Genomic DNA, 26,053 nt, shown 5'->3' on the forward strand with positions numbered 1-26,053 from the left:
GGGTCCGGATGCTACCAGCGGGGGGTGGTTCGGCCCGGCTACCTCGGGGTATCCGCCGACGGTGATCGACAACGAACGGGCCGCGATCCCGCCGCACGTCCTGGTGATCTTCGGCGCCACCGGCGACCTCGCCCGGCGGCTGCTGTTACCCGGCGTCGCCCGGCTGCACGAGCGGGGGCTCCTGCCGGACGGCTTCCGCGTGATCGGCTCCGGCCGCCACTCGCCGGGCACCGACGACGAGTTCCGCGAGAGCCTCGGTGACACGATCCGCGGGTTCGAGGACCGGGTGTCGTTCGTCGTCTCCGACAGCGACGACGGCGCCGACCTGGCCGAGGCCGTCCGCGAAGCCCGCCGCGACCTGGGCGAGGACGCCCGGACGCTGCTCTACCTGTCGGTCCCGCCGGCCGCGATGGGCCCGATGGTCGAGATGCTCGGCGCGTCCGGCCTGGCCGAGGACGCGCGGCTGGTGCTGGAAAAGCCGTTCGGGCACGACCTCGCGTCGGCGAAGGAGCTGAACCGGACCGTGCACGGCGTGTTCGACGAGGAGCGCGTGTTCCGGATCGACCACTTCCTCGGCAAGGCCGCGGTCCGGGAGCTCGCCGAAGCCACCCCGGACGCAAAGCCGGTGCGGATCGACGTCCCGGAGGAGATCGGCATCGAGGGCCGCGGGTCGTTCATGGAGGCCACCGGCACCTTCCGCGACATGGTGCCGACGCACCTCTGCCAGGTCCTGGGCGTGCTCGCGGCGGAGCCGGGCACCTCGAAGCTGGACGTCTTCCGCGCGCTGCGGCCGTTCGACCCGGCGCGGGCCGTGTTCGGCCAGTACGAGGGTTACCGGGACGAGGACGACGTCGACCCGGACTCCGACCGCGAGACGTTCGTCGCGCTGGAAGCCTTCGTGGACAACGACCGCTGGCGCGGAGTGCCGTTCTCCCTGCGCACCGGCAAGGCCATGGCGGAGACGCGCGCGGAGGTCACGGCCGGTTCGCTCCACGCCGACCTGACCGACGACAGCGAGGGCGAGCCGTACGCGCGGCTGCTGCTCGAGGCGTTGCGCGGCGACCGCTCGTGGTTCACCGGCGCCGACGAGGTCGAACGGCTGTGGGAGGTGTGCGCGCCCCTGCTCGACGCGCCGCCGGAGACCCGGCGGTACGAGCGAGGTTCCTGGGGACCGGAGGCGGGGGCATGAGCGAGCGGTACCCGCCGATCGCCGAGCACGGCCTGATCGGCGACCTGCGCACGGCCGCCGTGATCGGCACCGACGGGCGGATCGGCTGGTTCTGCGCGCCCCGCTTCGACTCGCCGAGCGTGTTCGGCGCGCTGCTCGACGCCGACGGCGGCGGGCACTGGAGCCTGCACCCGGTGTGCGAGGTGACCAACCGGCACCAGTTCTACATCCCGGACTCGAACATCCTGGTCACGCGCTTCCTCACCGAAGACGGCATCGTCGAGGTGCAGGACTTCATGCCGGTCCTGCGCCCGCGCGACCCCGCGCACCGGCAGCGGCTGGTGCGGCGGGTCGTCAACGTCCGCGGCCACATCCGGCTGACCACCGACGTCCGGCCGCGGTTCGACTACGCGCGGGCGTCGCACCGCGTCGAGAGCACCGACCACGGCGTGGTGTTCGACGGCGGCGACCTGCGGCTCGGGCTGCGCACATCGGTGCCGCTGAAGGACGACGACGGCGGCGTCACCGGCGAGTTCGAGCTCGGCCCCGGCGAGACCGCGCTGTTCGTCCTCGAGGTGCTGGACGGCGACCCGCCCGAAGCGCCGCTCGAAGACGACGAGGCCGAGGAGCTGTTCCGCGGGACGGTGGCGTTCTGGCGTGACTGGCTCGCCCAGTCCACCTACGCCGGGCGCTGGCGGGAGATGGTGCACCGCTCGGCGCTGCTGCTGAAGCTGCTGACGCACGAGCCGTCCGGCGCGATCATCGCCGCGCCGACGTGCGGACTGCCCGAACAGGTCGGCGGCGAGCGCAACTGGGACTACCGGCACGTCTGGATCCGGGACGCGGCGTTCTCGCTGTACGCGTTGCTGCGCCTGGGTTTCACCACCGAGGCCGAGGACTTCTTCAGCTGGCTCACCGGCCGCTTCGAAGACCCGGGCGACGGCGACCTCGGGCCGTTGCGGGTGATGTACACGATCGACGGCGAGCCGGCTCGCGAGGAGGAGGTGCTCGACCACTGGGAGGGCTACCGCGGCTCGTCGCCGGTCCGGATCGGCAACGCGGCGGGCGAGCAGCTGCAGCTGGACATCTACGGCGAGCTGATCGACTCGATCTACCTGTTCGACAAGCACGGCTCGGGGATCTCGTACGACGCGTGGCACAACCTGACCCGGGTGCTGGACTGGCTGCTGGAGCACTGGGACCAGCCGGACCAGGGCATCTGGGAGACCCGCGCGGGCCGCCAGGACCACACGTTCTCCCGCCTGATGTGCTGGGTGGCGATCGAGCGCATGGTGCGCGTCGCCCGCCGCCGCGGGCTACCGGCCGACCTCACCCGCTGGACGACCGTCCGCGACGAGATCCACGAGCAGATCCAGACCCGCGGCTGGAGCGAAGCGGACGGCGCTTACTCGCGGCAGTACGGCGAGTTCGTCCCGGACGCGTCGCTGCTGCTGATGCCGCTGGTGAAGTTCTGCGTCCCGACCGACCCCCGGTTCACCTCGACGCTCCGGGCGGTCGAGCGCACGCTGGTGGTCGACAGTCTGGTGTTCCGCTACGACCCGGCCCAGGCCCCGGACGGCGTCGAGGGCGCTGAAGGGACGTTCTCGATCTGTTCGTTCTGGTACGTCGAGGCTCTGGCTCGCAGCGGGCGTGTGGAGGAGGCGCGGCTGGCGCTGGAGAAGGTGTTCACCTACGCCAACCATGTGGGGTTGTATGCCGAGCAGATCGGCTTGACGGGGGACCAGCTGGGCAACTTCCCCCAGGCGTTCACCCACCTGTCGCTGATCAGCTCGGCGATCAACCTGGACCGCGTGTTGGCCGGCTGATCTGGCTGACCAGGCCGTGTGTTCTTAGACTCGGCGCTAGTCACCGCCGACTTCAGGAGGCACCATGCCTGACGCGCCCGCCCTGCCGAGCTACGCCTCGGGGATCTCGGAAGTCCCCCTGCTCGGGGACACCATCGGCGACAACTTCGACCGGACGGTCGCGGCCCACGGCAACCGGGACGCGCTGGTCGACCGCTTCGCCGGGCGGCGGTGGACCTACCGGGAGCTCGCCGCCGAGGTCAACGCGCTGGCGCTGGGGCTCGTCGCGCAGGGCATCGGCAAGGGTGACCGGGTGGGGATCTGGTCGCCGAACCGGGCGGAGTGGACCTTCCTGCAGTACGCGACCGCGAAGATCGGCGCGATCCTCGTCAACATCAACCCCGCCTACCGCTCGCACGAGCTGGAGTACGTGCTCAACCAGGCCGGCGTCCGGCTGCTGGTGGCGTCGGACAAGTTCAAGACCTCCGACTACCCCGCGATGGTCGACGAGGTCCGCGAGAAGTGCGCGGGCCTCGACCACGTCGTGATCCTGGGCGGCGAGAGCTGGCAGGCGCTGATGGACGCCGGCTGGCAGGGCGACCCGGCGTCGCTGGCCGAAAAGCAGGCCGCGCTCTCGGCCGACGACCCGATCAACATCCAGTACACCTCGGGCACGACCGGCTTCCCCAAGGGCGCCACGCTCAGCCACCACAACATCCTGAACAACGGCTACTTCGTCGGTGAGCTCTGCAACTACACCGAACAGGACAAAGTGTGCATCCCGGTGCCCTTCTACCACTGCTTCGGCATGGTGATGGGCAACCTCGCGTGCACCAGCCACGGCGCCTGCATGGTCATCCCGGCGCCCGCGTTCGATCCGAAAGCGACGCTCGAAGCCGTCGCCGCGGAGCAGTGCACCTCGCTCTACGGCGTGCCGACGATGTTCATCGCCGAGCTCAACCACCCGGACTTCGCGAGCTTCGACCTGTCGTCGCTGCGGACCGGGATCATGGCGGGCTCGCCGTGTCCGGTCGAGGTGATGAAGCAGGTCATCGACCGGATGGGGATGGCCGAGGTGTCCATTTGTTACGGCATGACCGAGACGTCCCCGGTGTCGACGCAGACGCGGGCGGACGACTCGATCGAGCGTCGCGTGTCGACGGTCGGCCGGGTCGGGCCGCACCTGGAGGTCAAGGTCGTCGACCCGGAAACCGGGCTGACGGTGCCGCGCGGCGAGCCCGGTGAGCTGTGCACCCGCGGGTACTCGGTGATGCTCGGGTACTGGGAGCAGCCGGACAAGACGGGCGAGGCGATCGACGCGGCCCGCTGGATGCACACCGGCGACCTGGCGGTCATGGACGGCGACGGGTACGTCAACATCACCGGCCGCATCAAGGACATGGTCATCCGCGGTGGCGAAAACCTGTACCCGCGCGAGATCGAAGAGTTCCTGTACACGCACCCGGACATCCTCGACGCGCAGGTCATCGGCGTCCCCGACGAGAAGTACGGCGAAGAGCTGATGGCGTGGGTCCGCATGCGCGAAGGCGCTTCGCCGCTGACCACGGAGAAGGTGCGCGAGTTCTGCGAAGGCAAGCTCGCGCGCTACAAGATCCCGCGGTACGTGCACGTCGTCGAGGAGTTCCCGATGACGGTGACCGGCAAGGTCCGCAAGGTCGAGATGCGCGAGAAGTCGATCACGCTGCTGGGTCTGGAATCCGCGGCCGCCGCGAAGCACGCCTAAACCGGGAGAGCCGGTCGTGCGTTGCCCCTTCGCAGTGTCTGTCACACGAAGGGAGATCCGACGTGGTTCGAGGCTGGGACTGGTCCCGCGGCGGCAACGAGTGGCGCCCGACGGTACGAGTCTGGGAGTGGTGACCGTGAAACGCGGCTGGGAGTGGTGATCGTCGTGAAGCGTATCTGGGAGTGGTGACCGTGAAACGCAGCTGGGATTGGTGATCGTATGAAGCGAGTCTGGGACTGGTGATCGCGTGAGGGGCACCTTCGACGGTGCCCCTCACGGCCCGGCTCAGCCGACCGCGGCGGCCGCTTCCGCGATCGCCTTCGCGTCCTCCTCGCCGAACGTCTCTTCCAGGACCTCCGGGGAGTAGTCGAGATCGATCTGCTCCACCGGCGTCCCGCGCGCCGATTCGATCGCGCCCAGGCGGCGCTGCGCGCGGTCCGCCGCGTACTGGATGATCTCCTCGGGGTCGTTGTCGAACGGGACCTCCTCGAACTGGTCCTGCACCCACTGGATCATGTTGAGCGCGTGCGGCAGCAGCTCGCCCATCCGCTGCTGGACGGCGTCCCACATCGAGTCGTCCGCGGCGACGTGGCGGCGGCAGGTGAAGGTGCCCCACGCCATGTGACGGCGCTCGTCGTCGCCGATGCGGCGGACCAGCTCCTGCATGCCCGGCAGGATGTCGTTCTGCGTGCAGATCAGCTGCCACGAGTAGTACCCCGTGAGCGCGAGGCTGCCCTCGATGACGTGGTTGTACGTCACGCTCGCGCGGATCTGGTTGAGCGGGCTGGGATCGTCCTCCAGCGCCCGCAGCGACTGCGGCAGCTCTTCGTAGAACAGCTTGCGGTAGTGCGGGTTCTCCGCGACGTACGGGTGGAGGTCCTCGGTCAGCCCGACGGCGTCCATCCAGCGGCGGAACACCTCCGTGTGCTTGGCTTCCTCGAAGCAGAACTGCGTCAGGTACATCTCGTCGCCGAACCGGCCGGTCGCCGACATCGCCCGCATGAACGGCTGGATGTCCTCGGTGACGGCCTCTTCGCCGGCGATGAACTGCGCGACGAGGTACGTCGTGCTGCGCTTCTGCTCGTCGTTGAGCGTGTCCCAGCCTTCGCGTTCGCGGCTGAAGTCGATGTCGGCGGGGTTCCAGAACTTCTTGTTGCCCTTGACGAACAGCCGCAGCGGGAACGAGTCCCAGTTCAGGCCGCCCTTGCGCAGCGAGGAAAAGCCGGTCCGCAGTTCGGAGAGCGTGTCGGTCATCGTTTCACTCCGATAAGGATTCAGTGGACGAATTGGCGGATGGCGGGTGCGAGCACGGCGGTGACGGCGTCGGCCGCCTCCGTCGCCGAATGCGTCGGGAGGACCAGGTGCGACAGCGAAAGCCGTACGACGGTCTCCGCGAGCAGGGCGGCCGCTTCGGCCGACAGGTCCGGCTCGAGCTCCCGGTACTGCCCGGCGGCGAGCTCCGCGGCCGCGCTGAGGATCGGCTCGCCCTTTGTCGTCAGCAGCGGCAGCAGGTCCTCGCCGGCTTCGGTGCCGAGCGCCGCCGCGACCAGGCGGTTCTCCCGCGCGTGCTCGATCGTGTAGACGACGGCGTGGTGGATGCCGGCCAGCAGCCCGTCCGCCGTTTCGAACCGCTGCCGGATCCCGTCGAGGAACTCCGACGCGGTGCGCAGCGCCACCGCCTGGGTCAACGCCGCCTTGTTGCCGAACTCGTTGTAGACGGTCTGCCTGCTCACCCCGGCTTTCGCCGCGACGTCGGCCATCCGCAGGGCCGCGTGCCCGCGGTCCGGCAGCAGGTCTGCGGCGGCGTCGAGCAGCGCTTCCCGCAGGGACGCCTTCGTCCGGTCAGTGAAGCTGGTCACACCTTCACCTTGACACAGATCACTCCGCTGTCAAGGTGCTGTACATGATCGGCTGACGTGTAAATTTGTCGGTGGTGGCGGCTACCGTGTTGGTCGTGGGCATCACGGTGGGGTTCGACCTCGACATGACACTGATCGACGCGCGGCCGGGCATGGCCGCGGCGATGAACGCGCTCGGCGTGGAATCCGGCCTGCCGCTGGACGGCGACGCCTTCGCGGCCAACCTCGGCCCGCCGCTCGACGACATCCTGCGCGGCTTCGAGGCGCCGGAGGAGCGCATCCCCGGGCTCGTCGACCGGTTCCGCGCCCTGTACCCGGAGATGGTGGTGCCGAGCACGGTCGCGCTGCCGGGCGCGGTCGAGTCGCTGCGCGCGGTGCGGGCCGCGGGCGGGCGCACGCTCGTCGTCACCGGGAAGTACGGGCCGAACGCGCAGCTGCACGTCGACGCGCTCGGCCTGGACGTCGACGAGGTCGTCGGCGAGCTGTGGTCGACCCGCAAGGCCGAAGCGCTCCTGGCGCACGACGCGCGGGTGTATGTCGGAGATCACGCCGGTGACATTCGCGGTGCGCTGGCCGCGAACGCGATCGCGGTGGGCGTCACGACGGGTCCGTGTGATCGCGCGCTGCTGCTGAGCGAAGGAGCGGAGGTGGTCTTCGACTCGCTGACGGAGTTCCCGGACTGGTTCGAGCGGACCTTCGCAGCGGTGCGTTAGCTCTTGGCGCGCGCCTCGCGGACCAGCGCGATCAGGCCCAGCAGCAGCCCGAGCGGGGTGATCACGCCGGCCGCGACGGACAGCCAGACCGGGAGGTTCTCGAGGCCGGCGGCGAACATGACGAACACCGTCAGCACGGCGAGCATGCCGAGGCCGAAGAGGCCGATGCCGATCCGCATCAGGAACGGTTTGCCGGGAGACGCCACGGCGGCCTCCTTCGTCGCGGTCTTCATGGGCAAGAGCGTATCCGCAGGTATCGACTTCTCCCCAGGGCATGTGGCGAGATACCCTTTACCCAGCGCGCCCTGGGTACGCCCCCGGGCGCGTTCGTCGTGAGCGGGACAGCAGAAGGACTGGTGAGGGAAGTGCCGACCGGCAAGGTCAAGTGGTACGACGCGGAGAAGGGGTTCGGGTTCGTCACGCAGGATGGCGGCGCCGACGTCTACATTCGCAAGGCCGCGCTGCCGCAGGGCGTCGAGGGGCTCAAGGCCGGGCAGCGCCTGGAGTTCGGCGTCGCCGACGGCCGCCGCGGTCCGCAGGCGCTCTCCGTCCGGCTGCTCGACCCGCCGCCGTCCGTCGCCGAGGCGCGCCGTCGCCCCGCGGAGGAGCTGCACGGCCTGATCGAGGACATGATCAAGCTCCTCGAGCTGAAGGTGCAGCCGGACCTGCGGCGCAACCGGTACCCGGACCGCAAGCACACCAAGCAGATCGGCGAGATCATGCGCGCCGTCGCCCGGGACCTCGATCCCTAAGCCTCCAGGCGCAGGCCCCACACGTCGCTCGCCATGATGTCCGAGCCACCGGATCCGGTGCTCACCACGGCCGAGTACGCCTGAACCTCCACCGCGGACACCCGGTCGGCGGGGGTCGGCGGCGTGGCCGTGTAGGCATAGCGGTCCAGCGACGTGATCAGCACCGGGTCGCGCCGCTTGAACTCGCCCTGCGGAGTGACGTACTCGACGATGATCCGCCAGGGCGCGTCCGCGACCTCGCCGGGCACCGAGACCTGCACCGGCTTGCCCGGCCGCACCCGCAGCGTTTCCGGCGCGCGCACCGAACGGCACGGGTCCTGCTGCGAGTAGTCACAGGTGATCGTCGGCGTGGAGTTGATCGTGTGGCCGTCGGCGTAGAACGTGACCTCGGCCGGGCCGGGCGCCGAGCAGCCGGCCACCGCGAACCCACCGGCCGCAAGCAGGGCCACCACCCGGGAACGTCGCATGGCCGGAGCCTACCGGCGGGCCGACGGGTCCCTGGGCAGGCCCTGGGCCGGGAAGCTGCCGGTCGGCTCCGGGCGCAGCGGCCGGTCGCCGCCGAGGCCCGGGATCAGCGAGCCGCCGCGGCGCACCAGGTACGTCTGCGTCATGCCGACCGCCAGCAGCACACTGATCACCAGGAAGCCGATCCAGTACGTCGGCGGCAGCAGCAGGCCCACCGCGCCGCCGAAGCACCAAGCCAGCTGCAGCACGGTCTCCGAGCGGCCGAACGCCGACGCCCGCGACTCCTCGGGCAGGTCCTCCTGGATGACGGCGTCGAGGCTGATCTTCGCCAGCGCGCTCGCCGTCGCGCCGATCAGGCCGACGATCGCGGCCGTGGCCAGGCCGGGCAGCAGCGTCGCGACCAGCGCGGCCAGCACACAGCCCGCCACGCAGCCGACGATCACCTGGTCCGGGCTGCCGAAACTGAGCCGCGACCCCAGCGCGTTGCCGATGAACCCGCCCGCGCCGGCCGCGGCGCCGATGATCCCCAGCAGCAGCAGCTGCATGAACGGGCTGTGCCCGCTGCCCTCGGTCTGCGCCTTCACCGCGAAGGCGGCGAACATCATGAGGAAGCCGGTGAGCACGCGCACCGAGCCGTTGCCCCACAACGCGACGACGATGTGACGCCCCAGCGGCTGCCGTCGTTTCTTCTCCTTCGGGTGGGCCGAAAGCGACGTCGGGACCTCGCCTTCGGTCGCTTCGACCCAGGCCGGGATCCGCATCGACTGCACCGCCGCGGCGACGCAGATCAGCGCCGTGAACCACAGCGCGCCCGCCGAACCGGAGATGGCGTTGATGCCGCTGGCCAGCGCGCCGAAGACCCCGGCGGCGACCAGGCCGAACGTCGTCAGCCGGGCGTTCGTCTTGGAGAGCGTGATCTCCGAGGGCAGCACCCGCGGGGTCACGGCCGCTTTGAGCACGGTGAAGGACTTCGAGAGCACCATCATCCCGAGCGCGGCGGGGTAGAGCAGCCAGTCGTCGAAGTGCAGCGCCATCACCACGGCCATCAGGCCCTGGCCGACCGAAGACGCGCACATCGCCAGCCGCCGGCCGCGCTGCACCTTGTCGAGCGCCGGCCCGATCACCGGCGCGACCAGCGCGAACGGCGCGATCGTGATGAGCAGGTAGAGCGCGACCTTGCCCTTGCTCTCCCCGCTGGTCGCGGCGAAGAACAGCGTGTTGGCCAGCGCGATCGCCATCGCCGCGTCGCTGGCGTAGTTCAGCATGACGGCGTAGGTCAGCGAGGTGAGGCCGGACTTCTCGGCGCCGTCGGCCTTCGTCGCGCGCTGGAAGGCGCCGACGGCCTGGCCGGTCAGCTGCCGGCTGCGCATCGCTGCCACCCGCGTGACGGTGATCTTCTTCGGCAGCTTCGGCGTGCCACCCGGTGTCCGCGGCTCTTCCCGCGGCGGCTCGGGTCCGGGCTGCGGCGGGCGCGGCTCACCTGCGTACCCGCCGGTGTCGTAGTGCTCGTACTCGCCGCTGCCGGGACGGCGTTCCCCCTGGTAGAAGCCGGGCTGCTCGCGGCGCACCGGCTCGGTGCGGTGCGGGTCGTACGGCCGGGCGCCGCGCGGTGGCGGCGGCCGGTGTCCGGACGGCGCGGCCGCGGTCGGCGCCTCGTTCGCGTTCGGCACGCGGTCGTCGTAGTACCCGCCGCGCGGCGGGGGTGGCGGCGGGGCCGGCCGTTCGACGCGGGCGGGCGGCGGCGGGCTCGGGCTCTGGTGCTCGACGCGGGTGGGCGCCGGGCTCTGGTGTTCGGCGCGCGCCGGGGTCACGGCGTCCCGCCAGGACCGGGCCTGCGCGGCGCCCGGCTCCGGCGCCCAGCGCCGCTTGGACTTCCGGCCGCGCTGCTGCGAGCCGGAGCCGTCGGAGCGGGAGCCGAAGAGTGCCACGTCTCAATCCTGCCTTACCGGAGGTCGGTCCCGCCTGCTCATCCGTGCTTTCCCGGCGTTACCGGGACGAACCTCACCCGGAACGTGACCTGCCACTGCTTCCCGGCGAGCAGGAACTCGTCCGTCCCGGGAACGGCGGCGATACCGTTGAGCACGTCCTCAGCACCCGTTTTGTTCAGCTGGGCACGCAGCTGACCTGCGTCGATCGTCCCGGTGACGTGTCCGGTCGCCGCGTTGATGCGCAGGACGGTGTCGGTGTGCCAAACGTTTGCGTACACCTCGTCGCCGACACACTCGAGCTCGTTGAGCTGATCACGGCCGACGTCGACGCTGCCGGTGACGGCGAAGGTCTTCGGGTCGCGGAAGGTCAGCCACGACGAGCCGTTGCTCATCACGAGCCGGCCGTCCGGCTGGTGGCAGAGGCCCCAGCCTTCACCCTGATAGGGGACGCGCCGCAGCTCGGCGAGGGTTTTCGAGTCGCGTTCGATGGCGAAGCCGTCCTGCCAGGTGAGCTGCCACAGCGTCGGCCCGAGCACGGTGACGCCCTCACCGAAGAGCGGCGCGGGGAGCGTGGCCTTCGTGATGGGCGGGCCGCCGGCCGGGCCCGCGGTGAGCGTCGACGCGCCGGCGAGGCCGGTGCTCTCGTAGAGGGTGTCGCCGGCGAACTCGAGGCCTTCGGTGAACGCGGTGGGGTCGTGCGGCAGGGTCGAGAGCACCTGGACGGTCAGCTGTTCGGGGCCCGGCTCCTGCTCGGGCGCCCCGGCGCAGCCGCCGAGCGCGGCGGCCAGCAGCAGTGAGGTGATGATCGGCGTGCGCACGTTGAACAGCCTGGCACGGGCGCCGAGGATGCGTGCGGCACAATTGGCCGCATGACTCTGCTGCTGACCCTCGACGACGGCTCCGTGCAGCGCAAACTCGCCGACGCGGTGGAGTTCGCGCGAGCCGCGGTGCTGGAGGACGCGCCCGAGGAGCAGATCGGCGCCCACGTGGGTGCCGCCCGCGAGGACGCGGTCACGGCGAGTCACCTCTTCGAGGCCCAGGTCCCGGGTTATCGCGGCTGGCGCTGGTCGGTGACGATCGCCCTGGCGGGCGACGACGAGCCGGTGACGGTCAGCGAGGTCGTCCTGGTGCCCGGCCCCGAAGCCCGGATCGCCCCGGCGTGGGTGCCGTGGGAGCGCCGGGTCCGAGCGGGCGACCTCGGCGTCGGCGACATCTTCCCGACGGACGAGAACGACCCCCGCCTGGCCCCGGCGTACATCCAGTCGGACGACCCGGCGGTAGAGGCAGTGGCCCACGACGCGGGGCTGGGCCGGGTACACGTGTTGTCCCGTTTCGGCCGCACGGACGCGGCGGCCCGCTGGCACTCGGGCGAGTTCGGCCCCCGGTCCGACATGGCCCGCAGCGCCCCGGACGTGTGCGGGACGTGCGGGTTCTTCGTGCCGTTGGCGGGTTCGCTGCGCGGAGTGTTCGGAGTGTGCAGCAACGACATAGCCCCAGCAGACGGCCACGTGGTCGACGTCGAGTACGGCTGTGGAGCCCACTCGGAGGTCGAGGTCGAGGTGACGTCGTCGGTTCCGGTGGCGGAGCTGGTTTACGACGATTCGCTGTTGGATTTCACGCCGGTGGCGGAGGTGGAGGAGCCGGCGAAGGCGAAGCCGGAGTCGGCGGCGGAGCCGGAATCGGAGGTCGCGGAGCCGGAGTCTGCGAAGGCGGTCGAGGCGACGGCGGCGCCGGAGACGGTGGAGTCGGCGGCGGTCGAGTCGGAGACGGCGATCGCGGAGGCGGATGTCTCACCGGCGGAGGTGGAGCCGGGGGTCGTTTCGGAGAGTTCGCCGGCTGAGGCGGTCGCCGAGCCAGAGTCCCCCGAGGCGGCGACCGGTGCGGTGGCGGCCGAGACGACTGATGTGGTTGCCGAGCCGCAGCCGACCGAGGCGACCGGTGCGGCCGCCGAGCCGGAAGTTCCCGAGGCGGCGGTGACCGGCGCGGTTGCGGATGCGGTCGCAGAGCCGGAGCTCCCCGAGACGGCGGCGACTGGTGCGGTAGCCGAGCCGGCGGCGGTCGAGGTGCCGGAGGCTGTGAACGCGGAGCCGGTGAAGGAAGCGGCCGCCGAGCCGATCCCGGCGGCGGACACCGCGGCTGCGGAGCCGACGCAGACCGAGGCGACAGATGCGGTCGCCGAGCCGGTTGTGACCGAGGTGCCGGAGCCCACAGATGCGGAGCCGACTCAGGCCGAGGCAACTAATGCGGTCTCGGAGCCGCAGGCTCCCGAGGCGGCGACCGGCGAGGAGCAAGCACAGCAGGCCGAGGCGACCGATGGAGCCGCGGAGCCGGTGGCCGAGCCCGCGGTTGCCGAGCCGATTCAGGCCGAGGTGACCGATGTGGTCGCGGAGCCGGTGGCGGCTGAGGTGGCGGAGCCCGCGGTTGCCGAGCCGATTCAGGCCGAGGTGACCGATGTGGTCGCCGAGCCGGTGGCCGCTGAGGTGGCGGAGCCCGCGGATGTCGAGCCCACCCAGGCTGAGGTCACCGATGCGGTCGCAGAGTCGCAGGTCGCTGAGGCGCCGGAGTCGGCGCAGGCCGATGTGGTTGCTGAGCCGGTCACGGCGGAATTTGCTGGCGCGGACCAAGCCCAGGCCGAGGTGACCGATGTGGTCGCCGAGCCGGTGGCGGAACCCGCGGATGCGGAGCCAACCCAGGCCGAGGTGACTGATGCGGTCGCCGAGCCGCAGGTGGCTGAGGCGCCGGAGTCGGCGCAGGCCGATGTGACCGCCGAACCTAGCGCGGCTGAGGTGGCGGAGCCTGCTGATGCGGAGCAGGACCAGACTGAGGTGGCTGATACGGCCGCCGAGTCGGTGGTGGAGCCTGCCGAGCCGACCCAGGCTGACCTGACCGACTCCGCCGCTGAGGCGCACGCAACTCCTGGCTCGCACGAATCCGCGCCTGAAACTCAAGGGATTCCCCCGGAGGCGAGCCGGCTTTCGGCGGCTGGGGTTGCTGAATCCCTCGCGGCCGACACCTCCGGTGAGCGGCTCGTCGACGTGACCGACCAAGACGTCGAGGCGACCGATGGCGGGACCGAAGAGCACGGTGACCAGCGCAACGGCTGAGCCGCACGGTGCCGATCCCTTCGGCACTGCGCGGCTCCGCGAAGCGACCCTGCGCGCCTGGCAGGACTCGCCCACCCGGCTCACCGAGGACACCAACGTCGAGCGGGATCTTCGCGTCGGCGCCTATCGGGATCGGCTTTTTGTCGAGCTCGCCCAGAATGCCGCCGACGCCGCCATGGCCGCCGGTAAGCCTGGGCGGGTTCGGGTGTCTCTTGTGGACCGTGAACTCCGGTTTGCCAACACCGGGGCTCCGCTTGACGCGCGTGGCGTCGCGTCGCTCGCTTCGCTACGGGCCTCTGGCAAGACCGGTGAGACCGTCGGGCGGTTCGGTGTCGGTTTTGCCGCCGTGCGCACCGTTTCCGACGAACCTCGCGTCGTGTCCACGACCGGTGGGGTCGTCTTTTCCGCCGATCGCACTCGGGAAGCCGCCGGTATCAGCGGTGACGTCCCCGTGCTGCGGCTGCCGTGGCCCGTGGCCGCCGATGTTCCCGTTGGCTTCGACACCGAAGTCCGGTTGCCGCTGCGGGACGACGTTGACGGGCGCGCGCTGCTCGACCAGCTTGCCAACGACGTCGCCGATCTGCTTCTCGCTCTGCCCTGGCTGGCGGAAGCCGATGTGGACGGTCGCGTTTGGACTCGGGTTGCCGAGGGTGACGTCGTTGTCGTGCGGGGGCCGGAGCGGGAAACTCGCTGGCTGACCCACCGCGGTGACGTCGTCTGGGCCGTTCCGGTTGACCGTGAAGGCATTCCGCAGCCGCTCGACGAGGACGTCCTGCACGCGCCGACCCCGACCGATGACGCCCTGTCGCTTCCCGCTCGGCTTCTTGCGTCCGTGCCGGTCGAGCCTTCGCGTCGGCGCGCGCTGCCTGGGGACGAACTCGCCAAGGCGCTCGAGAGTGCCGCTGCCGAGTACGTCGGGCTCGTTCGGCTGTTGCCGGACGAGAACCGGTTCGGTCTTGTTCCCAAGCCGGGGTTGCCGAAGTCCACTGTGGACGCCAAGCTGCACGACGAAGTGCTGGCGAACCTCGCGAGGGAGCCTTGGCTGTCCACTCAGGACGGCGTCGAGGTGAGTGGACGCCAGGCGCGGGTCATCGACGTTGAGGTGCCTGGGCTCGCGAAGCTCCTGGCTGACGTCGTGCCTGGGCTGATCAAGAGTTCCGCGCCGGCGCAGACGTTGAAAGCCGTCTCCGTTCAGGTGATCAGCATCGAAGAAGTGCTGGAAACGCTTACCGGGACCAGCCGAGAACCCGGCTGGTGGCACGACGTCTACGCCGCACTGACCATCGCCGTCGAGTCGCACGCGCTGGCCGTGTCCAGGTTGGACGGTCTTCCCGTTCCGCTGTCGGACGGCCGGACGCTGCCGGGGGCCAAGGGCTGCCTGCTCGTCGAAGGCTCCGCCGAGCTGCTCGAACTGTTGTCCGATGTGGACATTCCGGGGCTGCGGCTGGTGCACCCGGCCGCGTCGCACCCGCTGCTGGAACGCTTGGGCGCCAAGCAAGCCGACGCCCGTGAGCTGCTCAACGCCGATGAGCTGCGGGACGCAGTCGAGCGCAGTGTCGAAGACGTCCGGTCCGGATTGGACGGTACGACCCTCGCGGGCGCTGTCCTCCGGCTGATCGCCGACTGCGGGAACGACGCCCCGCGCTGGGTGGGCGCGCTCGCTTTGCCTGCTACCGATTCCTGGCGACGCGCCGACGAGCTGCTGCTCCCGAACTCGCCGTTGCTCGACATCTTCGACGAAGAGGTCTTCGAGGAAGACGGCGCACTCGACGTCCTCGACGAGGATTTCGCGGGAGACTGGCCCGTCGAGACGCTGCAAGCCGCCGGGGTGCTCGACTCCTTCGCGCTCGTCGTCGACGACGAACCGCACGAACCCGACCACGACCTGCCCGACGAAGAGGCCTGGTGGGACTCGTTGACGGAGCCGCCGTCGACGCTCGTCGCGATCCGGGACCTCGACCTCGTCGCCGACGACGCCTGGCCCGCCGCGCTCAAACTGCTGGCCGCGCGGCCGGAGACGTTCCGCGCCCTGCGTGGACACGCGTCCTGGTGGATCGCGCAGTACGCCCTGCTCGGCGGGTTCGCGCCGAACGAATGGCGCCTCGGGAGCGCCGATCTGGCCGGGCTTTACGACGAAGTTCCCGACGTCGGACTGAGCGTGGACCTGCTCGAAGTCGCGGGTGTGCGCACGGACCTGACGCTGTCCACTGTGGATGAAGCGGAAGATGTCCTGAAACGGCTTGCCGATCCCGACAGGACAGTCTCACCGGGACTGACCACTCGCGCCTACGACGCCGTGGTCGAGTCCGGGTTGGACCCGCGTCCGCCGGAAGCCGTCCGGGCCGCGGACGGGTCCGTTGTGGACGACGCGCTGGTCCTCGACGTGCCCTGGGTGGCCGGTGCTCTAGAACCGAACCAGTACGTCGTCGCGCCGGACGAGCCGGAGCGGCTCTCGGCCCTGCTCGACCTTCCGCTGGCCGGCACCGAGGACGCCGAGGTGACCAGCCAGGGCGAGTACGCGCCCTGGGCCGAGCTGCCCGCGCTGAAGCTCGTCGCCGACCTGCTCGGCATCCGGCTGCCCGACGGCGGCGTGCTGGTGCACGACCCCCTGACCGTGGTGATCCGGGGCGCCGAACATGACGTCCAGTGGTGGTCCGACGACCGGCTGCACGCGGCCGACACCTCCGAGGGCCTGGCCCGCGCCTTCGCCTGGGCGGCCGGGCGCTGGCCCGACCGGCACCTGATCACGGCGCTGCTCGACGACCCCTCGCCGCGGACACTCCTGAGTTAAAGCCGCTGAGCGGACTTCGAGCCCCGCCGGGCGGCGGCGCGCTGCCAGGCGATGATCGCCAGGCCGATGAACCCGAGCACGAACCCGGACAGCGCCGTCTGCACCCACAGCCCCGAAGTCGTGAAGAAGAGCACCACCAGCGCGACAGCCCAGATCGAGGTGCCTACGATCACCACCGGCGTCAGGTCGGTCAGCTTCTTGGGCAGCTCCGGCGTGTGCCGCAACGAGCCCGTAACCTCCGGTGGATTGCTCGGATCACTCACGAGGTGCAGGGTACTCCGCAGCAGCGAGAGAATGGGCAGGCGAATGGCGGAGCAGGAGACGACCCGCACCGGGACGTCCACACTGGACCGGTTCTTCAAGATCACCGAACGGGGTTCGACCGTCCCGCGCGAGCTGCGCGGCGGCCTGGTCACCTTCGTCACGATGGCCTACATCGTGGTGCTGAACCCGCTGATCATCGGCAGCTTCGCCGCTGACGACGCGGGCGCGCACAAGGACCTCCTCGGCGGCATCCTGCCGGTTCCGCAGGTGGCGGCGGTCACGGCGCTCGTCGCCGGCGTAATGACGATCCTGATGGGCCTGGTCGCGAACTACCCGTTCGCCATCGCCACCGGCCTGGGCATCAACAGCCTGGTCGCGGTCACCATCGCCCCGCAGATGACCTGGCCCGAGGCGATGGGCCTGGTGGTCATCGAGGGCGTCATCATCGTGCTGCTCGTGCTCACCGGCTTCCGCACCGCGGTGTTCCGGGCCGTGCCCGCGTCGCTGAAGTCGGCGATCGCCGTCGGCATCGGCGTGTTCATCTGCCTGATCGGGCTGGTCGACGCCGGGTTCGTCCGCCGGCTGCCGGACGACGCGCACACCACCGTCCCGGTGGGCCTGGGCATCAACGGCTCGATCGCCTCCTGGCCGACCGCGGTGTTCGTCGTCGGCCTGCTGGTCACCGGCATCCTGGTGGTGCGCAAGGTCAAGGGCGCGATCCTGATCGGCGTGCTGTCCTCGACCGTGCTGGCCATCGTCGTGGAGGCGATCGTCAAGGCCGGGCCGTCGCAGGGCACGAACCCGAAGGGCTGGAACCTCGGCTATCCGGCGCTGCCGGACCAGGTCGTCGGCCTGCCGAACCTCTCGCTGGTGGGCGACGTCTCGTTCGGCGCCTGGACGCGGCTGCCGATCATCACCGTCTGCCTGCTGGTGTTCACGCTGGTCCTGGCCGACTTCTTCGACGCCATGGGCACCATGACCGGCCTTGCGAAGGAAGCCGACCTGCTGCCGAAGGACGGGCAGCTGCCCAACGTCGGCAAGGCGCTGTTCGTCGAGGGCCTCGCCGGCGCGGCCGGTGGGTTCGGCTCGGCCAGCTCGAACACGGTGTTCGTCGAGTCCGCGTCCGGCATCGCCGAGGGCGCGCGGACCGGCCTGGCGAACGTCGTCACCGGCGTGCTGTTCATCGCCGCGATGTTCCTGACGCCGCTGTATCAGGTCGTGCCGGTCGAGGCGGCCGCGCCGGCGCTGGTCGTGGTCGGCGCGATGCTGATGGCGCAGGTACGCGACATCGACTTCACCGACTACTCGATCGCGCTGCCCGCGTTCCTGACGATCGTCGTCATGCCGTTCACGTACTCGATCGCGAACGGCATCGGCGCCGGCTTCGTCAGCTACGTCGTGATCCGCGCGGCCACCGGCAAGGCACGCCAGGTGCACCCGCTGATGTGGGTGATCGCGCTGGCGTTCGTCGCCTACTTCGCCGTCGGGCCGATCCAGGCGGCGTTCAGCTCCTGATCTCCAAGGCTTCGTCGAGGACACCCCGGTTGCGGTCGAACTCCGCGGCCGGGGCCTCGAACCGCACTGTCACCAGGGCGTCGCCGGCGCCGAGGCCGACCACGGTCACCCGCCGCGGCACGCCGTCACGTTCGTAGGTGAAGTCCCATTCCGCGGCGTCGCGGTCGGCGATCGGAGCGTGCCCGACGACCGTGCCCTGCCCGCGCGCGACGGCTTCGAGGCCGCTCAGCGCGTCCTCCTGCGTGATCGGCACCCGGTCGGTCTCGAGCAGGAGGTCGCCCTGGCGGTAGCTCGCGCGCTCCTTGTCGTGGGTCACCGTCCAGGTGGCGGGCACCGGGATGTGGAGCGTCGTGCCGGGCTCGTCGGGGAGCGGGTAGAGCGCCACGGCCCGCGCAGCGGCGCTGGGCGAGGTGAGCGGCGGCGCGGCCGCCGGGGCATCGTCGCCGCACCCGGCCACGATCGCCAGCAGTGCCAGGCCGGCGACGGCCGCAAGCTTCCTGTTCATCGGACCCCCAGTCTCCGAGAAGAGGACGCGCGGCCCTCTTCCGGGTTGCGGTTGACGGAGATCACCCGTGCAGTGGAAGTTTCGTAAGGTATGCTAACTATATGTCCGGCGACACGCACGAACGCTCCTTGGCGAGCCGTCTGCGTCTCGCGGTGGTCCGGCTCAACCGCCGGCTGCGGGCACAGCGCGTCGGGGACGACCTCACGCTGACGCAGGTCGCCGCGCTGTCCACCCTGCACAAGTGCGGTGCGCTGACCCCGGGTCAGCTCGCCGCTAAGGAAGGCGTCCAGCCACCTTCGATGACGAGGGTGATCGCCGCGCTCGAGGAGATGAAGTTCGTCGAGCGGCGCCCGCACCCGACCGATGGCCGGCAGGCCATCGTCGAGCTGTCCGAAAGCGGGCTGGCGTACGTGCGCAAGGCCATCTCCGTGCGAGAGGCCTGGCTGGACCGGCAATTGGCGGAACTCGGCGACGAAGAGCGCGAAGTGCTCTCGAAAGCCGCCGAAATCATAGACAGGATGGCGGGGAACTAACCACGGTGACGGCCACGGGTAGCGAAACCAAACGTTCCATCGAGACCACTGCTACCCGGGACACGGCCCCACCGCCGTCCGCCTCGCCACCATCTCCTCCGAAGCGCGGCAGCATGTTCGCGTCGCTGCGGGTCCGCAACTACCGGCTGTTCTTCACCGGCCAGGTCATCTCGAACATCGGCACCTGGATGCAGCGCATCGCCCAGGACTGGCTGGTGTTCACCCTCAGCGGCAACAACCCGATCGCCCTCGGTGTCGCCGTCGCGCTGCAGTTCACGCCGACGCTGTTCCTCTCGCTGTGGGCCGGCGTGCTCGCCGACCGCGTCGACAAGCGACGCCTGCTGACCTGGATCCAGGCCGCGGCGTGCTCCCAGGCAGTGGTGCTGGGTGTGCTCGACCTGAGCGGGTTCGTCGAGCTGTGGCAGGTCTACGTCCTGTGCTTCACGCTCGGCGTCACCGCGGCGCTCGAAGTGCCGACGCGCCAGTCGTTCGTCGCCGAGATGGTGGGCCGCGACCAGGTCGCCAACGCCGTCGCGCTCAACTCGTCGATCTTCAACATGGCGCGCATCGTCGGCCCGGCCATCGCCGGGTTCGCGATCACCTGGATCGGCACCGGCTGGCTGTTCATCGCGAACGCGGCCAGCACGGTCGCCGTGATCACCGGGCTGGTTCTGATGAACCCGGACAAGCTCTTCCGCGTCGCGGCGGTGCCGCGCGAGAAGGGCCAGCTGGTCGAGGGCCTGCGGTACGTCCGGCGGCGCTCCGACCTGATGACGGTGATGGTGCTGGTGCTGTTCGTCAGCACGTTCGGCATCACGTACTTCAGCTCGCTCCCGATCGTCGCGGCGAACGTGTTCCACACCGCCGCCGACGGCTACGGGCTGCTGTCGACGCTGGTCGCGGTCGGCACCTTCACCGGCGCGATCATGTCGGCCCGCCGCGGGACGAAGGGCCGGCCGCGGGTGCGGCTGATGTTGATCTCGGCGTTCTTCCTCGGCGTGTTCGAGCTGCTCACGGCGTTCATGCCGACGTACCTGACGTTCGGCCTCGGCCTGATCCCGCTCGGCTTCGCCACGATGACGTTCCTCAACACCGCGAACGCGCTGGTGCAGACCTCGGTCAGCCCCGAGATGCGCGGCCGCGTGATGGGGCTGTACGTGCTGGTGCTGATCGGCGGCAACCCGATCGGCGGGCCGATGGTCGGCTGGATGGCGCAGGCGTTCGGCGGACGGTCTCCCTTCTACATCGGCGGGGCGGTTTCGGCGCTGGCCGCGGTGGTGTGCGCGGTGGTTTTGATCCGGCGGGGCGGGGTTTCCTGGCCGGTTCAGCGCGGGTTCGGGCTTCGGGTGTTGAAGCGGGCGAAGGTCTAGCGGTCATCTTGGCTGCTTGGGGTGGGAGGCTGTAGACTGATTTTGCACCTGCCACTAGGCGGGCGAAGTGGACCCGGCAGCCTTCCGGACGGTGGGCGGGCCGGGTTTCGCGTTTCCGGCGTCAGACGGTCTTGATGTCGACGACGAAATCCCTGGCCCGTGTCTTCCACTGGCCTCCTCGCTGCCAGCACCAGGCGAATGCGTCGGGGATCGCGAGCAGCGGCTCCTCGTGTGCGCGATGGTGGCGGTATTCCAGCGCCTCGCAGCCGTGTAGCCGGGTCGACCGGTACAGGATCCGGCGGTCGAGCTCGAGCACCGATTCGTCGGTTTCGAGAACGAGCATGCGTGTTCCGGCGGTCGCGAGGTCGGCGATCAACCCGTCGAGACAAGCCTCTCGTTGCCGTCTGCGGTCGTGTGCCGAGGCGTCATAGATCGTCACCGCCGGACTCAGCTCGGCGATGACGTCGAAGATCTGCTTGCGCCGGCTGTCGCTTTCGTGGGTGAAGTGCAACCGCCACTGTCCGGGTAACACCAATGCGCGCACGGCCTGGCGAGCCCGGTTGAGGTCGCCGGGTAGCACCGCGGCGGCGGTGACGAGGTAACCACCGCGCTTGCTCTCGTCGGCGAACACATGGGCAGGCATCCTTGCATTGTGCCGCGAGGTGCGACTGCGTGTGACCGAGGGATCCCGTTCCGTGTTCGCGACACCACCTCACTCGAACGAGTGAGATCGGGGTCTCCGCAAGGAGCCTCTTGTCCGGGAGATGAGGTTAGGCTAACCTCATACATGTCCGCTTCGTGGTGGGAGCGGCAGTCAGTTCGGGAACGGACGGAGCCCCGGCCCTGGGAACCCCAGGCCGGGGCTTCGTTCATTGCACGGGAAGTGTCGGGCTGAGCGATCCGCTCGTCAAGGGGCTCTCACCCGGCGGAGTGGGCAGCCGCGTCAGCGGGAGACCGAAGTAGACGCGGTACGCCGTGCGGATCGCGGCTTCACCCGTCAGCGTGATTTCGTTCCGGACGCCGTCGACCGTCTCGATCAGTTGGCTGCCCGACAGCGTTACCCGGCCCTGCGACGTCGGCCGCGAGCACGTCAGCGACTTCGTGAAGTGGGACTCCGGGGACGTCGCCTGCCACCAGGCCATCGGGACGAAGTCGGACAGCGGCCGCGGCCGGCGCTCGAGGCGGTACTGGGGCCGGCCGTCCATGACGACGTCCACGTCACCGTGCGGCGCGTCCAGGAGCAGGAACTCACCTTCCGGATCGGACTGGCCGTCCACGCCGGACAGTCGCAGCGGGCGGTGGGAGAACCGGCCGAAACCGACGTCGACCAGCCAGGGCTCGTCCAGGGACACGATGATCGCCGCGTGGTCCAGCGGCGGGCCGAGCGTCCCGTCCGGCCGGAACACCTGCGCCGCGTGCAGCGAGGCGTCGTAGCCGAGCTCGCGCAGCAGCGCCGCGAAGAGGCCGTTCAGCTCGTAGCAGAATCCACCGCGACGCCGGTGGACGATCTTGTTGAACAACGCCTCCTCGCCGAGTTCGACGGGCTCGCCGAGGTGGATGCTCAGGTTCTCGAACGGCACCGTGCTCAGGTGGCGTTCCTGCAGGTGGCGCAAGGTCGTCAGGTCGGCCGTCGCGGGCCACGCGACCCTCAGGCGGGCCAGATACGCGTCAACGTCCATGCCGCCACTCTCACACCTCGACCGCACTCGAGGTCAAGCGATTTCACCCGCCGACGAAAAACGGGGCCCTTCCGAGTGGAAGGACCCCGTTGCCGAGGGAGAACTCAGCCGAGCAGCAGGCCGTTGCCACCGGCGACGGCGTTGTCGAAGCGCTTGGAGATCTCCGCCCAGTTGAAGATGTTCCAGAGAGCCTTGACGTAGTCCGGCTTCACGTTCTTGTAGTCCAGGTAGAACGCGTGCTCCCAGACGTCGACGAGCAGGATCGGCACGGTCGGCAGGATCAGGTTGTTGTGGTGGTCGCGCAGCTGCTGGGTGATCAGCGTCTTGCCGATCGGGTCCCAGGAGAGCGCGCCCCAGCCGTTGCCCTGGATCGTCGTCGCCACGGCGGTGAACTGCGCCTTGAACTTGTCGAAGGAGCCGAAGGCCTCGTCGATCGCCGCGGCCAGCTCGCCGGTCGGCTTGTCGCCGCCTTCCGGCGACAGGATCTTCCACCACACGACGTGGTTGGCGTGGCCGGCCAGGTTGAAGGCCAGGGTGGTCTCCAGGCCGACGATCGAGCCGAAGTCGCCGGCGTCGCGCGCTTCGGCGATCTTGTCGAGCGTGTCGTTCGCGCCCTTGACGTAGGTCGCGTGGTGCTTGCTGTGGTGCAGCTCGTTGATCTCGCCGGAGATGTGGGGCGCGAGGGCGCTGTAGTCGTAGTCGAGATCGGGGAGCTCGTAGCGGGCCATTGGCCCTCCTTCTGTCTTCGACACAAGTTTCCGGTATCGAACCTAGTAGCACACGCCTCTCCGCGGCGAGCGGGGGCGCGTGGCCGTCACCATCCGGGACGGCGGCTCTGCGAGTGGCGTACCCGGGGGTCCGGCACCCGAAACCGAGCCTGCTACCTCGACCTAACTGGAGGTCAACGAGCTGTGAGATCACGCACGGTACTCGTCCAGCCGTGAAGCCAGCTCCTCGAACACCGCGACGTTGCACTCGAACGCCACCAGCGTCTCGTCGATCACGCGGGCGCGCTCGGCCTCGTCCCACGGCGCGTTGTCCAGCTTCGCGCGGTACTGGTCGCGGAAGCGGGGCGCGCTGCCGATGCCCTCGAAGTGGTAGAAGAGCGTGCCGGCCTCGGCGACGTCGTACGTCTTCTCCAGCAGCCGCCGGATCGCCTGGCCGCCCGCGATGTCGCCCAGGTAGCGCGTGTAGTGGTGCGCGACGTACCCGCCCGCCCACGAAGACGCTTCGCCGATTCGCGCGACGTACGCCTGTGTCGAGGCCAGCGGGGAGATCGTCGAGCGCCAGTCCGGGCCGACCAGGTGTGCGAGGTCGCGCTCCAGGTTGGGCAGCCGCCGCAGCTCGTCGAAGACGAACTCGCCGCCGACCGGGTGGCCGGTCATGCGGTCGCTCGCCGCCTCGATCGCGCCGTAGACGAAGTAATACTGGATCGCGAGCTGGGTGTAGCCCTCTTGCGTCAGCTCGCCGCCGAGCAGGGCGCGCATGTACGTCGAGTAGTTCGCCTTCTCGTGCACCTCGAGCGTCGACGCGCGCAGGGTCGCCGAGAACGGGCGAGCATCCGTGGTCACCGACATGGGGCAGCCTCCCGGCGATCGATCTGACACGCTGTCAGAAAGATCGTAGGGCATATTTCCGGGTTAGGCTACCCTAAATGGCGGCTCCGACCGCTCGGAGCACAAACCGGACGGCCGCCTCGACGACGTCTTCCAGCTGCTCGGGGGGCCCGTCGACCAGCGTCCGGTTGCCCAGCGCCGCCGTGATCATCGGGATCAGGACGTCCGGGTCGGCCGCGGGCCAGCGCCCCAGGTCGACGCCGCCCGCGAGGATCGCGCGCAGCCGGTCGGTGATCGGGTCGGCGTGCGCGCTGATCCGGCGGTACGCCGCGGGCGCCAGCGCCGACGCGAGGGCCGCGCCCGGCGGCATGTGGTACTCGGCCAGCACGCGCAGCTGCAGCCGGACGAAGGTGGCCAGCTGGTCCACCGGGTCGGCCTGCGCCTCGACGGCCTCGGTCAGCCGCGTGACGTACCGGGCGGCCTCGTCCTCGACGAAGGCGACCAGCAGGCTTTCCTTGTCCGGGAAGTGGTTGTACAGCGCGGTGCGGCCCACGCCGGCCGCCGCGGCGACCCCGGCGAGCGTGATCGCGTCGAAGCCGCGTTCGTAGAGCTGCGCGCGCATGACGTCGAAGACCCGCGCCCGGACCTCGCGCCGGTGCGCTTCCAGCGACTCACCGAGAATCTTCGGCATCGGCCCAGGCTAGCGCTCAGTCGTCGAGCGGCCAGGTGTGCACCGGCTCACCGGACTCCGACAGCTCCAGGTAGCGCGCCAGCATCCGGGTGAGCGCCGCCTCGCGGTCGAGGCCGCGTTCCTGCGCGCGCACGACGTAGTCGCGCTGCCAGGTCGCCCCGGTCTTCCGGGCGAGGCACCGGCGCTCGATGATGCCGAGGTAACGCTCGCGGGCCTCGTCGGAGACGTCGGAGCGGCGCAGCCCCTCGTGGGCGAGCGGCAGCAGGACGCGCAACGCCAGCTCGTCCGGCGGGATCCAGCCGATGCCGGGCCAGTACAGCTGCGCTTCGAAACCGCGGCGCGCGCCGGCGTACAGGTTCTCCTCCGCGGCCTGGAAGGACATCTGGCTCCACACCGGGCGTTCCGCCTCGGCGAGCGCGCGCTGGGCGCCGTAGAAGAACGCCGCGTTCGCCACCGTGTCGACGACCGTCGGCCCGGCCGGCAGCACGCGGTTCTCGATGCGCAGGTGCGGCAGGCCGTCGACGACGTCGTACACCGGCCGGTTCCAGCGCCAGATGGTGCCGTTGTGCATGCGCAGCTCGGTGAGCTTCGGCGCCTGCCCCGCGTCGAGCGCTTCGATCGGGTCTTCGGCGTCGGTTTCCGGGAGCAGGCCGGGGAAGTAGCGGACGTTCTCTTCGAACAGGTCGAAGATGGACGTGATCCACCGCTCGCCGAACCAGACCCGTGGCCGCACACCCTGGTTCTTGAGCTCTTCCGGCCGGGTGTCGGTCGCCTGCAGGAACAGCGGGATGCGCGTCTCGTGCCACAACGCCTTGCCCAGCAGGAACGGCGAGTTCGACGCGAGCGCGATCTGCAGCCCGGCCAGGCACTGCGCCGCGTTCCAGTGCGCCGCGAACTCCTCCGGCGCGACCTGGAGGTGCAGCTGCACGCTGGTGCACGCGGCTTCCGGCAGGATCGACTCGGCGTAGCTGCGCAGGCGTTCGGGCTGCTGGCTCGGCAGCGGCGCGCCTTCCATGGCGAGCACCGTGCGCTCGCCGCGCGCGGCGAAGATCTGGTCGTTCAGCGTCGAGTACCGGGTCTTGTTGGTGAGCCACTTCTGGTCGAAGTGCTCGTGCTTCAACGTCGGCAGGATGCCGATCATCGCGAGCGCCGATCCCGTGTCGCGCGCCTTCGCCGACGCCGTCGCCAGGTACGCGCGGAGGTCGTCTTCCAGCTGGAGGGCCGAATCGCCGGCCAGCGGCCGCGGCGGCACGTTCAGCTCGAGGTTGTGCTGGCCCAGCTCCGTGGTGAACGACGGGTCGTCGAGCGCCTCCAGCACCGCGGTGTTCGTCATCGACGGGCGCATCTCGCGGTCGACCAGGTTCAGCTCGACCTCGAGGCCGATGTTCTTGCGGGGGAACGAAAAACTGCCGTCCGTGAGCATGCGGGCCAACGTGTCGAGACAGCGCTGCACCTTGCGGCGGTACCGTCCGCGGTCGAGCGTGTTGAACGGTTGAGCCGCGAGGTCCATCCCCATGACCATCCCTGCTTTGTGTCGGCGTGGAACTAGGACGTGTTCCAGGTCCTGGCGGACAACCGTTTCACAGCGGTTGCACCCGGGCTAGCGGCCAA

24 protein-coding genes are annotated in these 26,053 nt (G+C 70.0%); 10 read left to right on the plus strand and 14 right to left on the minus strand.

The features are described 5' to 3' along the window. The first annotated feature begins 61 nt into the window (after positions 1 to 61). The 3 genes from ACZ63E_RS38245 to ACZ63E_RS38255 all read left to right on the plus strand — a co-directional run bounded on the left by ACZ63E_RS38245 (position 62) and on the right by ACZ63E_RS38255 (position 4,717). Positions 62 to 1,189 (plus strand): glucose-6-phosphate dehydrogenase, encoded by a 1,128-nt coding sequence (locus ACZ63E_RS38245; protein WP_465341218.1) that lies wholly within the window; start codon positions 62 to 64, stop codon positions 1,187 to 1,189. Further along, complete coding sequence (locus tag ACZ63E_RS38250) at positions 1,186 to 2,994, plus strand: glycoside hydrolase family 15 protein (protein WP_465341219.1); 1,809 nt, start codon at positions 1,186 to 1,188, stop codon at positions 2,992 to 2,994. The genes ACZ63E_RS38245 and ACZ63E_RS38250 overlap by 4 nt, the downstream gene beginning before the upstream one ends. A gap of 64 nt (positions 2,995 to 3,058) precedes the next feature. Beyond that, the gene (locus tag ACZ63E_RS38255; protein WP_465341221.1) at positions 3,059 to 4,717 is read left to right on the plus strand and encodes an AMP-binding protein; all 1,659 of its coding nucleotides are present in this window, start codon (positions 3,059 to 3,061) and stop codon (positions 4,715 to 4,717) included. A gap of 285 nt (positions 4,718 to 5,002) precedes the next feature. Here ACZ63E_RS38255 and ACZ63E_RS38260 read toward each other — a convergent pair whose 3' ends face one another. Both ACZ63E_RS38260 and ACZ63E_RS38265 read right to left on the minus strand, forming a co-directional pair. Continuing rightward, positions 5,003 to 5,971 carry a R2-like ligand-binding oxidase gene (locus ACZ63E_RS38260; protein WP_465301894.1) on the minus strand — a complete coding sequence of 323 codons (969 nt, stop codon included), beginning with the start codon at positions 5,969 to 5,971 and terminating at the stop codon, positions 5,003 to 5,005. Between the two features lie 20 nt (positions 5,972 to 5,991). Then, complete coding sequence (locus tag ACZ63E_RS38265) at positions 5,992 to 6,576, minus strand: TetR/AcrR family transcriptional regulator (RefSeq protein ID WP_465341222.1); 585 nt, start codon at positions 6,574 to 6,576, stop codon at positions 5,992 to 5,994. 95 nt (positions 6,577 to 6,671) lie between these two features. Between ACZ63E_RS38265 and ACZ63E_RS38270 the strand changes: the two genes are divergently transcribed. Next, positions 6,672 to 7,289 (plus strand): HAD family hydrolase, encoded by a 618-nt coding sequence (locus tag ACZ63E_RS38270; RefSeq protein WP_465341223.1) that lies wholly within the window; start codon positions 6,672 to 6,674, stop codon positions 7,287 to 7,289. On the opposite strand, the gene ACZ63E_RS38275 is transcribed toward ACZ63E_RS38270, so the two are convergent. Next, positions 7,286 to 7,522 (minus strand): hypothetical protein, encoded by a 237-nt coding sequence (locus ACZ63E_RS38275; protein WP_465341224.1) that lies wholly within the window; start codon positions 7,520 to 7,522, stop codon positions 7,286 to 7,288. The two genes, ACZ63E_RS38270 and ACZ63E_RS38275, sit on opposite strands and share 4 nt — an antisense overlap. Before the next feature lie 132 nt (positions 7,523 to 7,654). Between ACZ63E_RS38275 and ACZ63E_RS38280 the strand changes: the two genes are divergently transcribed. Beyond that, positions 7,655 to 8,041 (plus strand): cold-shock protein, encoded by a 387-nt coding sequence (locus ACZ63E_RS38280; protein WP_086861937.1) that lies wholly within the window; start codon positions 7,655 to 7,657, stop codon positions 8,039 to 8,041. Here the strand turns inward: ACZ63E_RS38280 and ACZ63E_RS38285 are convergent. From ACZ63E_RS38285 to ACZ63E_RS38295, 3 genes are read right to left on the minus strand one after another with little or no spacing between them, the layout of a single operon-like run. After that, positions 8,038 to 8,508, minus strand: coding sequence for a DUF2771 family protein (locus ACZ63E_RS38285; RefSeq protein WP_465341225.1), 471 nt, complete (start codon positions 8,506 to 8,508; stop codon positions 8,038 to 8,040). The two genes, ACZ63E_RS38280 and ACZ63E_RS38285, sit on opposite strands and share 4 nt — an antisense overlap. A gap of 9 nt (positions 8,509 to 8,517) precedes the next feature. Beyond that, positions 8,518 to 10,434: an MFS transporter gene (locus tag ACZ63E_RS38290; protein WP_465341226.1), complete on the minus strand. Its 1,917-nt coding sequence runs from the start codon at positions 10,432 to 10,434 to the stop codon at positions 8,518 to 8,520. Positions 10,435 to 10,472: 38 nt separating this feature from the next. Continuing rightward, a complete protein-coding gene (locus ACZ63E_RS38295; RefSeq protein ID WP_465341227.1) occupies positions 10,473 to 11,252 on the minus strand; it encodes a glutaminyl-peptide cyclotransferase in 780 nt (259 codons plus the stop codon). Between the two features lie 129 nt (positions 11,253 to 11,381). On the opposite strand from ACZ63E_RS38295, the gene ACZ63E_RS38300 reads away from it, so the two are divergent. Then, the gene (locus ACZ63E_RS38300; RefSeq protein ID WP_465341228.1) at positions 11,382 to 13,538 is read left to right on the plus strand and encodes a DUF3027 domain-containing protein; all 2,157 of its coding nucleotides are present in this window, start codon (positions 11,382 to 11,384) and stop codon (positions 13,536 to 13,538) included. Beyond that, the gene (locus tag ACZ63E_RS38305; protein ID WP_465341229.1) at positions 13,498 to 16,329 is read left to right on the plus strand and encodes a sacsin N-terminal ATP-binding-like domain-containing protein; all 2,832 of its coding nucleotides are present in this window, start codon (positions 13,498 to 13,500) and stop codon (positions 16,327 to 16,329) included. Before ACZ63E_RS38300 ends, ACZ63E_RS38305 begins: the two co-directional genes overlap by 41 nt. Here ACZ63E_RS38305 and ACZ63E_RS38310 read toward each other — a convergent pair. Beyond that, a complete protein-coding gene (locus ACZ63E_RS38310; RefSeq protein ID WP_364516951.1) occupies positions 16,326 to 16,553 on the minus strand; it encodes a DUF2530 domain-containing protein in 228 nt (75 codons plus the stop codon). The genes ACZ63E_RS38305 and ACZ63E_RS38310 overlap by 4 nt on opposite strands. 82 nt (positions 16,554 to 16,635) lie before the next feature. On the opposite strand from ACZ63E_RS38310, the gene ACZ63E_RS38315 reads away from it, so the two are divergent. After that, a complete protein-coding gene (locus ACZ63E_RS38315; RefSeq protein WP_465341401.1) occupies positions 16,636 to 18,108 on the plus strand; it encodes an NCS2 family permease in 1,473 nt (490 codons plus the stop codon). On the opposite strand, the gene ACZ63E_RS38320 is transcribed toward ACZ63E_RS38315, so the two are convergent. Further along, entirely contained in the window at positions 18,098 to 18,613 is a 516-nt protein-coding gene (locus ACZ63E_RS38320; protein WP_465341230.1) for a hypothetical protein, read from the minus strand. The genes ACZ63E_RS38315 and ACZ63E_RS38320 overlap by 11 nt on opposite strands. 101 nt (positions 18,614 to 18,714) lie before the next feature. On the opposite strand from ACZ63E_RS38320, the gene ACZ63E_RS38325 reads away from it, so the two are divergent. Next, positions 18,715 to 19,146 carry a MarR family winged helix-turn-helix transcriptional regulator gene (locus ACZ63E_RS38325; RefSeq protein ID WP_290059953.1) on the plus strand — a complete coding sequence of 144 codons (432 nt, stop codon included), beginning with the start codon at positions 18,715 to 18,717 and terminating at the stop codon, positions 19,144 to 19,146. Positions 19,147 to 19,259: 113 nt separating this feature from the next. Beyond that, positions 19,260 to 20,516 (plus strand): MFS transporter, encoded by a 1,257-nt coding sequence (locus ACZ63E_RS38330; RefSeq protein WP_465301914.1) that lies wholly within the window; start codon positions 19,260 to 19,262, stop codon positions 20,514 to 20,516. A 121-nt stretch (positions 20,517 to 20,637) separates the two neighbouring features. On the opposite strand, the gene ACZ63E_RS38335 is transcribed toward ACZ63E_RS38330, so the two are convergent. The 6 genes from ACZ63E_RS38335 to ACZ63E_RS38360 all read right to left on the minus strand — a co-directional run bounded on the left by ACZ63E_RS38335 (position 20,638) and on the right by ACZ63E_RS38360 (position 25,958). Next, positions 20,638 to 21,159: a hypothetical protein gene (locus tag ACZ63E_RS38335; RefSeq protein WP_465341232.1), complete on the minus strand. Its 522-nt coding sequence runs from the start codon at positions 21,157 to 21,159 to the stop codon at positions 20,638 to 20,640. Between the two features lie 226 nt (positions 21,160 to 21,385). Then, the gene (locus ACZ63E_RS38340; RefSeq protein WP_465341233.1) at positions 21,386 to 22,195 is read right to left on the minus strand and encodes an arylamine N-acetyltransferase family protein; all 810 of its coding nucleotides are present in this window, start codon (positions 22,193 to 22,195) and stop codon (positions 21,386 to 21,388) included. A 104-nt stretch (positions 22,196 to 22,299) separates the two neighbouring features. Continuing rightward, positions 22,300 to 22,923: a superoxide dismutase gene (locus ACZ63E_RS38345; RefSeq protein WP_465341234.1), complete on the minus strand. Its 624-nt coding sequence runs from the start codon at positions 22,921 to 22,923 to the stop codon at positions 22,300 to 22,302. A 189-nt stretch (positions 22,924 to 23,112) separates the two neighbouring features. Next, the gene (locus ACZ63E_RS38350; RefSeq protein WP_465341235.1) at positions 23,113 to 23,772 is read right to left on the minus strand and encodes a biliverdin-producing heme oxygenase; all 660 of its coding nucleotides are present in this window, start codon (positions 23,770 to 23,772) and stop codon (positions 23,113 to 23,115) included. Positions 23,773 to 23,845: 73 nt separating this feature from the next. Then, positions 23,846 to 24,442 carry a TetR/AcrR family transcriptional regulator gene (locus ACZ63E_RS38355; protein ID WP_465341236.1) on the minus strand — a complete coding sequence of 199 codons (597 nt, stop codon included), beginning with the start codon at positions 24,440 to 24,442 and terminating at the stop codon, positions 23,846 to 23,848. 16 nt (positions 24,443 to 24,458) lie between these two features. Further along, positions 24,459 to 25,958, minus strand: coding sequence for a glutamate-cysteine ligase family protein (locus ACZ63E_RS38360; RefSeq protein ID WP_465341237.1), 1,500 nt, complete (start codon positions 25,956 to 25,958; stop codon positions 24,459 to 24,461). Between the last annotated feature and the right edge of the window lie 95 nt (positions 25,959 to 26,053).

The organism is Amycolatopsis sp. NPDC104819, assembly GCF_055583145.1.

What these genes read in the sequence shown, in the direction of transcription:
- ACZ63E_RS38340 (WP_465341233.1), bottom strand. Translation starts at nt 22,195, where the DNA reads ATGGACGTTGACGCGTATCTGGCCCGCCTGAGGGTCGCGTGGCCCGCG.
- ACZ63E_RS38345 (WP_465341234.1), bottom strand. Translation starts at nt 22,923, where the DNA reads ATGGCCCGCTACGAGCTCCCCGATCTCGACTACGACTACAGCGCCCTC.
- ACZ63E_RS38320 (WP_465341230.1), bottom strand. Translation starts at nt 18,613, where the DNA reads ATGAACAGGAAGCTTGCGGCCGTCGCCGGCCTGGCACTGCTGGCGATC.
- ACZ63E_RS38360 (WP_465341237.1), bottom strand. Translation starts at nt 25,958, where the DNA reads ATGGGGATGGACCTCGCGGCTCAACCGTTCAACACGCTCGACCGCGGA.
- ACZ63E_RS38350 (WP_465341235.1), bottom strand. Translation starts at nt 23,772, where the DNA reads ATGTCGGTGACCACGGATGCTCGCCCGTTCTCGGCGACCCTGCGCGCG.
- ACZ63E_RS38315 (WP_465341401.1), top strand. Translation starts at nt 16,636, where the DNA reads ATGGCGGAGCAGGAGACGACCCGCACCGGGACGTCCACACTGGACCGG.
- ACZ63E_RS38260 (WP_465301894.1), bottom strand. Translation starts at nt 5,971, where the DNA reads ATGACCGACACGCTCTCCGAACTGCGGACCGGCTTTTCCTCGCTGCGC.
- ACZ63E_RS38305 (WP_465341229.1), top strand. Translation starts at nt 13,498, where the DNA reads ATGGCGGGACCGAAGAGCACGGTGACCAGCGCAACGGCTGAGCCGCAC.
- ACZ63E_RS38255 (WP_465341221.1), top strand. Translation starts at nt 3,059, where the DNA reads ATGCCTGACGCGCCCGCCCTGCCGAGCTACGCCTCGGGGATCTCGGAA.
- ACZ63E_RS38285 (WP_465341225.1), bottom strand. Translation starts at nt 8,508, where the DNA reads ATGCGACGTTCCCGGGTGGTGGCCCTGCTTGCGGCCGGTGGGTTCGCG.
- ACZ63E_RS38325 (WP_290059953.1), top strand. Translation starts at nt 18,715, where the DNA reads ATGTCCGGCGACACGCACGAACGCTCCTTGGCGAGCCGTCTGCGTCTC.
- ACZ63E_RS38335 (WP_465341232.1), bottom strand. Translation starts at nt 21,159, where the DNA reads ATGCCTGCCCATGTGTTCGCCGACGAGAGCAAGCGCGGTGGTTACCTC.
- ACZ63E_RS38275 (WP_465341224.1), bottom strand. Translation starts at nt 7,522, where the DNA reads ATGAAGACCGCGACGAAGGAGGCCGCCGTGGCGTCTCCCGGCAAACCG.
- ACZ63E_RS38330 (WP_465301914.1), top strand. Translation starts at nt 19,260, where the DNA reads ATGTTCGCGTCGCTGCGGGTCCGCAACTACCGGCTGTTCTTCACCGGC.
- ACZ63E_RS38250 (WP_465341219.1), top strand. Translation starts at nt 1,186, where the DNA reads ATGAGCGAGCGGTACCCGCCGATCGCCGAGCACGGCCTGATCGGCGAC.
- ACZ63E_RS38355 (WP_465341236.1), bottom strand. Translation starts at nt 24,442, where the DNA reads ATGCCGAAGATTCTCGGTGAGTCGCTGGAAGCGCACCGGCGCGAGGTC.